Genomic DNA, 8,195 nt, shown 5'->3' with positions numbered 1-8,195 from the left:
GGTTAGACCTTCAAAGTTGAGTATTGTACTACTTTGTTTTTAATTGACTATAACACAGTGGATGCAAGAAAAACCTTTTTCCAGCAATTCAAACGTTTATCAGAATACGCAGTTGATTGAACAGTATTCATTTCTACTTCCTTATAAATAAAAAAGATATAAAAAAACCGGCATAGAGCCGGAAGCATTACCCCAAGGGAAAATTCAAAATTCTTGGAAAACATCCCAATCCGCATAACGCTTGACGGAGGTTTGCGCCACCACCTTGACAGCGTTTTCAGACGACTTGTCGGAATGTGAAATGGCAGGTATGGGCTTGGCTTTGAAAGACCGGGGCGATTCGGATGCCAAAATCTCAGGATTACCGCTCAAGCGGGCGTAACGCGCTTTGACGTTACGGACATAATGTTGAGTTTCCCGATAAGGCGGAATGCCACCATATTTCCTAACCGCCCCTTCACCCGCGTTGTATCCGGCAAGCACCAAATCAAGATTACAGCCGTGACTGGATTTGTCAGGGAAGTGGTTACATAAAAAACGCAGGTAACGTGTACCTGCGATGATGTTCTGCTCGGGGTCGTACAAATGCTTGGGATTGACCCCCATCCGTGCTGCCGTTGGTGGAATAACCTGTAACAGACCCCGTGCATTTTTGTTAGACAGTGCATAACGGTTGCCACTACTTTCACGTCCCATCACCGCCCAAACCAAATTCGTGTCTAGCCTTTGTGCAGCGGAATGTTTTTCAACCAAAGCCTCATATTGCGGGTATGCGGCAGCGGCAAACGCCGATGAATGGCAGATAACAAAGAGCGAGGCAGTTAGTCTCATCATTTTTTTCATATTTTTTCACATCCCATTTCTCGGCAAGGGACGCCTGCCAGTCATTTACATAACGGATACGGCCGCCCTCAATTAAGTGATACCGTGTTCCATAAACATACACTTTCAAACGACCGTCAGACATAGTTTTCAACAGATTGCAGTACATCAAGTAATCAATCCGAGAACGGCTATTTAATGAATGCGTACATTTAAGAAGATGCGAACCGTTCCAACCATTGGGCTGTTCATTATGGATTGTTCTGTTCATCCGGAATATCTGATTAAGGGACATCTTGCACTCCTACTATACAAAAATGCCGCCTTTTAAGGCAGCATTACATAAGTTGTTGACAAATAGAATTAATTGTTTGTTTTTAAAGAAATGACTTTGTCGTTAATGATCATATTATTCATTACAATGGCTTGGTCCATAAGGTTAATCTGAGCCTTTAACATATGAATTTCCATTCGTTGCTGTAACAACATATTTTCTTGTTTGGAAATAATTTCATGCTGTATGACAATTACAATTGTGTTAGTTATAAAAACTATCAATAGGAATAATAATTTGAATATTTTCATTAGCTACAATTTTTCCATTTTGAAAACAAAAAACGAAAATCTAGCAAACTGAAAGTTAGATTGCTTGGATTTTCGTTCTTTAGGGTGTGTCCATTTTGTGACTGAAACACATTGAAATAAATAGTATGTGATGGTATGTGCAGACTTCACTTCTATTTAAAAAAATGGGTTAGTTTTTATATTTAAGTCTTTTGTCATAAAGGTCGTCTGAAAACTTGAGATTCAGGTTTTCAGACGACCTTTATCATAGAAAAAAGCCCGCAAATCCCTTACAATACGCACCTAAAATTTTGAAAGCACACAAGAATCATGGAAGCCGAAGTAATCAACCAGCTCAACAACACCCTGAACGATTTGGAAAAGCGCAGCGAAGACATCCGCGTCTATATGGACTATCAGGGCAAGAAAGACCGATTGGAAGAAGTCATCGGCCTTTCCGAAGACCCTGAGCTGTGGAACGACCCGAAACGCGCCCAAGAAATCGGCAAAGAGCGCAAAATCCTCGAAGGCATCGTGTTGACGCTCGACAACATCGCCTCAGGCATCGAAGACAACCGAATGCTGATTGAAATGACCGTCGAAGAAAACGACGAAGAAGGTTTCGCCGCCGTGCAGGAAGACGTGGCGGGACTGGAAAAACAGATGGCGGATTTGGAGTTCAAACGGATGTTCAACCAGCCCGCCGACCCGAACAACTGCTTTATCGACATCACCGCAGGCGCAGGCGGTACGGAAGCGGAAGACTGGGCGGGCATGCTGTTCCGCATGTACAGCCGCTACGCCGAGCGCAAAGGCTTCAAAATCGAAATCCTCGAAGAAGACGACGGCGAAATCGCGGGCATCAACCGCGCCACCATCCGCGTGGAAGGCGAATACGCCTACGGTTTGCTGCGCACGGAAACCGGCGTTCACCGCTTGGTGCGCTACTCGCCGTTTGACTCGAACAACAAACGCCATACGTCGTTCTCATCCGTGTTCGTGTACCCCGAAATCGACGATTCCATCGAAATCGAAATCAACCCCGCCGATTTGCGTATCGACACTTATCGCGCATCGGGCGCAGGCGGTCAGCACATCAACAAAACCGACTCTGCCGTGCGTATTACCCACGAGCCGACGGGGATTGTGGTGCAATGTCAAAACGACCGTTCGCAACACGCCAACAAAGCCGCTGCGATGGAAATGTTGAAATCCAAACTGTATGAATTGGAAATGCGCAAGCGCAACGAAGAGAAACAGGCGTTGGAAGAAGGCAAGTCCGATGTGGGTTGGGGCAGCCAAATCCGCTCATACGTCTTGGACTCCTCGCGCATCAAAGACTTGCGTACAGGCTACGAAGTCGGCAACACCAAAGCCGTATTGGACGGCGATTTGGACGGCTTCATCGAAGCCAGCCTGAAACAAGGCGTGTAAAACTCAAAATGTGAAAAGGTCGTCTGAAAACCAAGATTCATGGTTTTCAGACGACCTTTTTGTTTCCTACCCGTCAAATTATCCCTGGCACAAAGTCATGGCAGGCTTTTAGCAAAGCCCGCACTGAATATTCAGATGATTTCCAACCGACATCAATTTAATCATCAGGTCGTCTGAAAACCAGAGATTTTGGTTTTCAGACGACCTTTTGCCGTCAATTCAAATGAGCAATACCCATAGCCTTTAATGGTATGGCTTTGCTTTGAAATTTTCAGGCAGGGGCGGCAATGCGTTCCACCATACCCACGCCGACCCCGCAGATGCCGACGTGCGCAGCGACAACGGGGGATACGGGTACGCCCTGCCCGAGCCGCCTTCCGGTTTTTTCAAAAAAACGTTCGGCAAAAAGCCGGTAGCGTTCTTCATCGCCAGTATAAAGGCCGCCGAGGATAAATTGGTCTTTCGGCTTGTCGTTCATCAGTCTGACGGTATTGGCAATAATGGAATCAAACATTTTGACATCGTCGGTAACGGTTTCCAAGCGTTCCAAATTGTCTTGCGAAAAGTGCAGGACGTTACGCAATCCGAGCCAATCGCCGAAAGACGCACCGACGCGGGAAAGCGTACCGCCCAAAGAAAGGGACTTGAGCGAAGAAAGTCCGAATACGATGTGGCAATAAGGCTTGAGGCTTTCCAAGTGTGCGACGACCGTTTGGGGAGGCAGGCCTGCCCGAAGCAGCCGTTCCGCCTCCATGGCGAAAAAGCCTTCCGGCATACAGCAGGTACCTGTGTCGATAACATGGATTTTCAGTTGTGGAAACTGCGCCGCCATTTTGCGGATAACATCCGCCGAGTCGCTCAATTTGTGGCTCAACGTCGTAACGATGGCTTCGTGATAGCCCTGTTCCACCAGATAATTGAATGTTTTGGACAATTCGTCTTCGCAAGGCGGCAGCGTGCTGATTGGTTCATCCAGATGATTGGTGCGCCATTCGCAATATTCTTTGTTGTTAACATCTGAACCGTCTGCATGCCATTGATGATTAAACGAAATGTTTAAATGCAAAATATGTATGGTGCTGTCGCGTCCGGCCATACTGTCAATGGAACCGCTGGATGTCGATAAAACCGCACAGCGGTACAAAGCATAAGAACCCGGCATACTGTCTCCCTTGAATTTCCGACAATGAAAATCTGCTTACTTAATATAATTTGGCCGCAAGACAAACGGCGTTTAAAAATGATAAACGGTATCCTTGTTATTGTCTATATGCTCATTGGAATAATCCCTATTTAGAATATCAATAGAAGAACCAACCTGTCCGCCGCATCGTTTACAATATTCAATTTAGGCCTCAAAAAAAGGATGCTCATGCAAAAAATCACTCTGATTGCCGCTTATGCAGCCCACCGTTGTATCGGCATCAACAATACCATGCCTTGGCATCTGCCCGAAGACTTTGCCTTCTTCAAAACCTATACCACGGGCAAACCGGTCGTCATGGGACGTAAAACATGGGAATCCCTTCCTAAGAAACCCTTACCCGGCCGCTACAATATCGTTATTACCCGTCAGTCGGATTATCTTGCCGAAGGGGCGGAAACCGTCCCCGGACTGGAAGAAGCATTGGCATTGTGTGCGGATGCCGAAGAAATCATCATCATGGGCGGCGCACAGATTTACGCCCAAGCCCTGCCGTATGCGACCGATTTGCGCCTGACCGAGGTGTCGCTCGATGTATCCGGAGACGCTTTTTTCCCTGAATTTTCATCGGATAAATGGAAAGAGCAGTTGCGTGAAACACACATAAGCGAGAAAGGTATCGGATACGCCTTTGTCCACTATGTCCGCCGTTGACCAAGCATTCCTTTGAATCCGTATATTAAAAAAGGTCGTCTGAAAACCTGGATATCGGTTTTCAGACGACCTTTTGATGTCGGCGCAAAACGGTTTACTTGAATTTGTAAGTGTATTGCAATCCAACGATGTCGGCGTGGTTTTTGAAACGCGCGCCGGATGCGCCTTTGCTGTCCACATCGTTGCCGGTGGCGCGGGCGGTGTGGTAGCGGGTGTCGTTGATGTGGATGTGGCTGTAAGCGGCATCGAGGACGTGGTTTTTGCCGATATGGTATTTCGCACCGAGCGAGAACCAGATGCGGTTGCCGTCGGGCAGGCTGTTCATGCGGTAGCCGGCGTTTTTGACGGGCGAGCGGTCAAAGGCGATGCCTGCGCGCAGTTGCAGCGGGTCGGTCACTTGGTAAGAACCGCCAAGCGCGACTTTGTAAGTGTTGCGCCAGTTGGGCGTGATGACGGTGCGGTCGGATTTGCCGTTGACGACGTTTTTGGTGTTTTCAAATACCAGTTCTGCTTTATTGAAGCGGCTGTGGCGCGTCCAAGTTACATCGCTGAATAGGTTGAATTTGTCGGTGGCTTTGTACATGCCGTGAATGGACAAGGATTCGGGCGTTACGATTTTGACGCTTGCTTTTTCACGAGGAACGTAACCGCGGGCGGCAAGCGCGCCCAAATCCCAAGCGCGGCGGGCGTATGCACCGTCGGCTTCCCATTCTGCCGAGCCTTTGAGGGTGTGGGTTACTTTGGAGCGGTAGTTCACGCCGACTCGTGCGCGGTCGTTGATGTCCCACATCCAAGCGAGTTGATAGCCGAAGCCCCAGTCGTGGCCTTTCACTTCGGCGTGTCCGTCAGATTTGCCTTGCGCGCTGACGGAAACAGGACGACCGGCTGCGCGTGAGGCAAGGCCGCTGGCGAGTTGGCTAATAGCGCCGGAGGCATCCCAGTCGGAATATTTGCGCAATTCGGCTTTGGAATATTGGGCGATCAGGCCGGCACCGAAAGCATGATTTTCATTGGCTTTCCAAGCGACGACCGGCTCGATGTCGATGCTGGTAAGGCCGAGTTTGTTGATGTTGTGGCGCAGCACGGAATCTTTTTCGTATTCGGTGACAGAGCCGAAAGGGACGTACACACCCAAGCCCAAAGTTACGTCGTCATTGACTTTGTATGCGCCGTAGAGGTGCGGGGCGACGGTGGTTTTGGTGATTTTGCCGCTTTTCGAGCCGGAAACATCGCCGCCTTGATAGTATTGTGCAGAATCGGCTTCGTAGCGGATGCTGGGCAGGACGATGTTGGCGTTGACGGAAACTTGGCTGCTGTCGAGTTTGGAAAGACCGGCAGGGTTGTAGAAGATGGTCGATGCGTCGGCTGCTTCCGCGCCGGAAGAGTTGGCGGTGCCTTGCGCGTTGACCGACTGCGTACCGAAGTGGTAGCCCGAAGCGTGGACTGCGCCGGAAAAGAAGACTGTGCTGAGTAAGATTACGGTTTGTTTAATAGGTGAGTTCGTCATTTTCTTAAAACCTACATTCAAATAATAAAGAGGTCGTCTGAAACAAACGCCTCTATCCGATTAGTATAGGTGCTCGATTCTATACCACCTTACCGTTTTTGCCTAATCTTTTCGATTCTTTGCACGGTTTTAACCCTATTCGATTGTTGCAGGGAAGTCATTTCTCTTTCATGCCTTTGAATTATCGTTTGTTGTGAAACCGACAACACTTCCCAAATGTAAAAAGGTCGTCTGAAAACCTGATTTTCAAGTTTTCAGACGACCTTTCGCATTTATGCCGGTTCAGCTTTATAACTAAAACTAAGCCTCCGTCACGGAATCGCGGCTGAAGGTTTTTTCGCAGTAGTGGCATTTGAGCTTGGTCTGCCCGCTTTGTTTGCGGACGTAGAAGCGGCTTTTCACCGGCTCGCCGTGGCTGGCGCAGTTGGTGTTCGGGCAGCGGAACACTTCGCCGATTTCGTCTGGCAGGGTGAGCCGGCGTTTGTTGATGACTTTGAAGTGGTCGATGGTGTTGACGACGGCTTCGGGGGCGAAGAGGGCGAGGCGGTTGGCGGCGTTGTCGTCCAGCCATACGCCGGTGATTTTGATGATGTCTTTGCTGCCTTGGGTTTTGCTGGGCAGGTTGAAGCCGACGGTTACGGCGCTGCCGTAGTGCAGCAGTTTGAATTGGCGCAGGATAATCAGGCCTTTGCCTGCGGGGATGTGGTCGATGACGGTGCCTTTTTCGATGGCTTCGACGCTGAGTTTGGGGGTTTCCATATTTGCTCCTTATACTTCTTCGTTCAACACCAGCGACAAAATCGCCATGCGGGCGTAAACGCCGTTGGTCGCCTGCTCGAAATAGTAGGCGTGCGGCGTGGCATCGACGTCGGGGTGGATTTCGTCAACGCGCGGCAGGGGGTGCAACACGCGCAGGTTGGGGCGGGCGTTGGCGAGCATGGCGGCGTTGAGGTTGAATTTGCCTTGGATTTTGGCGAACTCTTGTTCGTCGAAGCGTTCGCGTTGGACGCGGGTCATGTACAGGATGTCCGCCCATTCGACGGCGGTTTCGAGGTCGGGCAGGATTTGGTAGCGGCAGCCTGCGGCTTCGAGCTCTTCGGTGATGTATTCGGGCATGGCGAGGCTGGGCGGGGAGACGAAGGCGAATTCGCAGTCCCAGCGTTTGAGGGCTTGGCAGAGGGAATGGACGGTGCGGCCGTATTTGAGGTCGCCCGCCATGGCGATTTTGAGCTTGTTCAGACGGCCTTGGGTTTCGTAGATGGTAACGAGGTCGAGCAGGGTTTGGCTGGGGTGTTGGTTGGTGCCGTCACCGGCGTTGATGACGGGGACTTTGGAAAACTCGGCGGACACGCGCGCGGCACCGTCTTTGGGATGGCGTTGGATGATGGCGTCGGTGTAGCTGGAGATGATGCGGGCGGTGTCGGCGAGGGTTTCGCCTTTTTTCGCGCTGGTGTTCGCGCCGTCGGCAAAGCCGATAACTTTGCCGCCCAAGCGTTGTACGGCGGTTTCAAACGACAGGCGCGTGCGGGTGGAGGGTTCGAAAAAACATGAGCCGATGAGTTTGCCTTCGAGCAGGTCGTCGCGCGGGTCGGCTTTGAGCTTGAGGGCGGTTTGCAGGAGCAGCTCGAGCTGTTCGGTCGTCAGGTCGGAAATGGAAATGACGTGTTGTCGGTAAAGCGGGTTGGGCATTCGGCTTCCTTTCTTCAATTCGGCAAAAACCCCGCTAAAGCGGGGTTTTACGAAACAACGACCGACGCGCCGCGGCGTGCGGTACGGGCAAAACGGGCGGGGCGGGCGGGGCGGGCGTTAAGGCGCATGGGTCGTCTGAAATCGGTTTGAGGTGGCGGTATTATCGCATATTTGACGACGCAGGGTTTCGGAATTTCGCGCAAAGGGGTCGTCTGAAAATGGCGACAGTTTGCACTTTCAGACGACCCTGCCCCCTGAAATCCTGTTAGAATACCGTTTCATTTCATCCATAATATAGTGGATTAAATTTGAATCAGGACA

Annotated in this window: 8 protein-coding genes; 2 read left to right on the top strand and 6 right to left on the bottom strand. The window is 50.3% G+C overall.

The window, feature by feature from the left end; translation table 11 throughout:
* Positions 1-204: 204 nt before the first annotated feature.
* Positions 205-834: a lytic transglycosylase domain-containing protein gene (locus HMPREF2907_RS05705; RefSeq protein WP_318259021.1), complete on the bottom strand. Its 630-nt coding sequence runs from the start codon at positions 832-834 to the stop codon at positions 205-207.
* A gap of 882 nt (positions 835-1,716) precedes the next feature.
* Here HMPREF2907_RS05705 and prfB point away from each other — a divergent pair.
* Positions 1,717-2,820: a peptide chain release factor 2 gene (gene prfB / locus HMPREF2907_RS05695; RefSeq protein ID WP_003743167.1), complete on the top strand. Its 1,104-nt coding sequence runs from the start codon at positions 1,717-1,719 to the stop codon at positions 2,818-2,820.
* Positions 2,821-3,091: 271 nt separating this feature from the next.
* Here prfB and HMPREF2907_RS05690 read toward each other — a convergent pair whose 3' ends face one another.
* A complete protein-coding gene (locus HMPREF2907_RS05690; protein WP_070681030.1) occupies positions 3,092-3,982 on the bottom strand; it encodes a DegV family protein in 891 nt (296 codons plus the stop codon).
* Between the two features lie 210 nt (positions 3,983-4,192).
* Here HMPREF2907_RS05690 and HMPREF2907_RS05685 point away from each other — a divergent pair, with 210 nt between their 5' ends.
* On the top strand, positions 4,193-4,678 hold the full coding sequence (locus HMPREF2907_RS05685; protein ID WP_070681028.1) for a dihydrofolate reductase: 486 nt from the start codon (positions 4,193-4,195) through the stop codon (positions 4,676-4,678).
* Positions 4,679-4,772: 94 nt separating this feature from the next.
* On the opposite strand, the gene HMPREF2907_RS05680 is transcribed toward HMPREF2907_RS05685, so the two are convergent.
* The 4 genes from HMPREF2907_RS05680 to HMPREF2907_RS12940 all read right to left on the bottom strand — a co-directional run bounded on the left by HMPREF2907_RS05680 (position 4,773) and on the right by HMPREF2907_RS12940 (position 8,077).
* On the bottom strand, positions 4,773-6,185 hold the full coding sequence (locus HMPREF2907_RS05680) for an OmpP1/FadL family transporter (protein WP_070681026.1): 1,413 nt from the start codon (positions 6,183-6,185) through the stop codon (positions 4,773-4,775).
* A gap of 300 nt (positions 6,186-6,485) precedes the next feature.
* Positions 6,486-6,944 (bottom strand): aspartate carbamoyltransferase regulatory subunit, encoded by a 459-nt coding sequence (gene pyrI, locus HMPREF2907_RS05675; RefSeq protein WP_003743175.1) that lies wholly within the window; start codon positions 6,942-6,944, stop codon positions 6,486-6,488.
* A gap of 9 nt (positions 6,945-6,953) precedes the next feature.
* Positions 6,954-7,874, bottom strand: a complete 921-nt coding sequence (gene pyrB, locus HMPREF2907_RS05670; RefSeq protein ID WP_003743176.1) for an aspartate carbamoyltransferase — start codon at positions 7,872-7,874, stop codon at positions 6,954-6,956.
* A gap of 47 nt (positions 7,875-7,921) precedes the next feature.
* Positions 7,922-8,077 (bottom strand): hypothetical protein, encoded by a 156-nt coding sequence (locus HMPREF2907_RS12940; RefSeq protein WP_168165202.1) that lies wholly within the window; start codon positions 8,075-8,077, stop codon positions 7,922-7,924.
* Positions 8,078-8,195: the final 118 nt, after the last annotated feature.

The organism is Neisseria sp. HMSC055H02, assembly GCF_001813335.1.
Lineage (GTDB): Bacteria > Pseudomonadota > Gammaproteobacteria > Burkholderiales > Neisseriaceae > Neisseria > Neisseria sicca_C.
The sequence above is the reverse complement of the archived record's forward strand: the minus strand, read 5'-3'. Positions and strand labels throughout refer to the sequence as shown.